We start from the raw sequence: 272 nt of genomic DNA, 5'->3' as shown, positions 1-272 counted from the left end.
GAGCTTACCAGTGCAGGAAAAACTATGTTTCATAAGGCTATGAAATTGCTAGATGATGCAGCACAACTTAAACAAGTTGCACACCACATAGCACAGGGGAACGAGGTAAGTATAACGATTGCAATTGAAGCATCATTTAATTTAAAAGGTATTTTACCATTACTAAAAAATATGCAAAATCAGTTCCCTGAAACTCAAATAATAATCAGGCAAGAGTACATAACAGGTGCAATTGAAGCCTTACTTGATGGCGGTGCCGATCTGTGTATAAC

The 272-nt window shown here is 37.1% G+C and carries 1 pseudogene; it reads left to right on the top strand.

The features are described 5' to 3' along the window. Positions 1-24: 24 nt before the first annotated feature. Positions 25-272: pseudogene (locus AAEY57_RS20010) on the top strand (LysR family transcriptional regulator); the annotation flags it as partial.

The sequence above is a fragment of the Pseudoalteromonas sp. MER144-MNA-CIBAN-0113 genome (genome assembly GCF_040308965.1).
Lineage (GTDB): Bacteria > Pseudomonadota > Gammaproteobacteria > Enterobacterales > Alteromonadaceae > Pseudoalteromonas > Pseudoalteromonas tetraodonis.
This window is presented reverse-complemented; position numbering and strand designations above follow the sequence as displayed.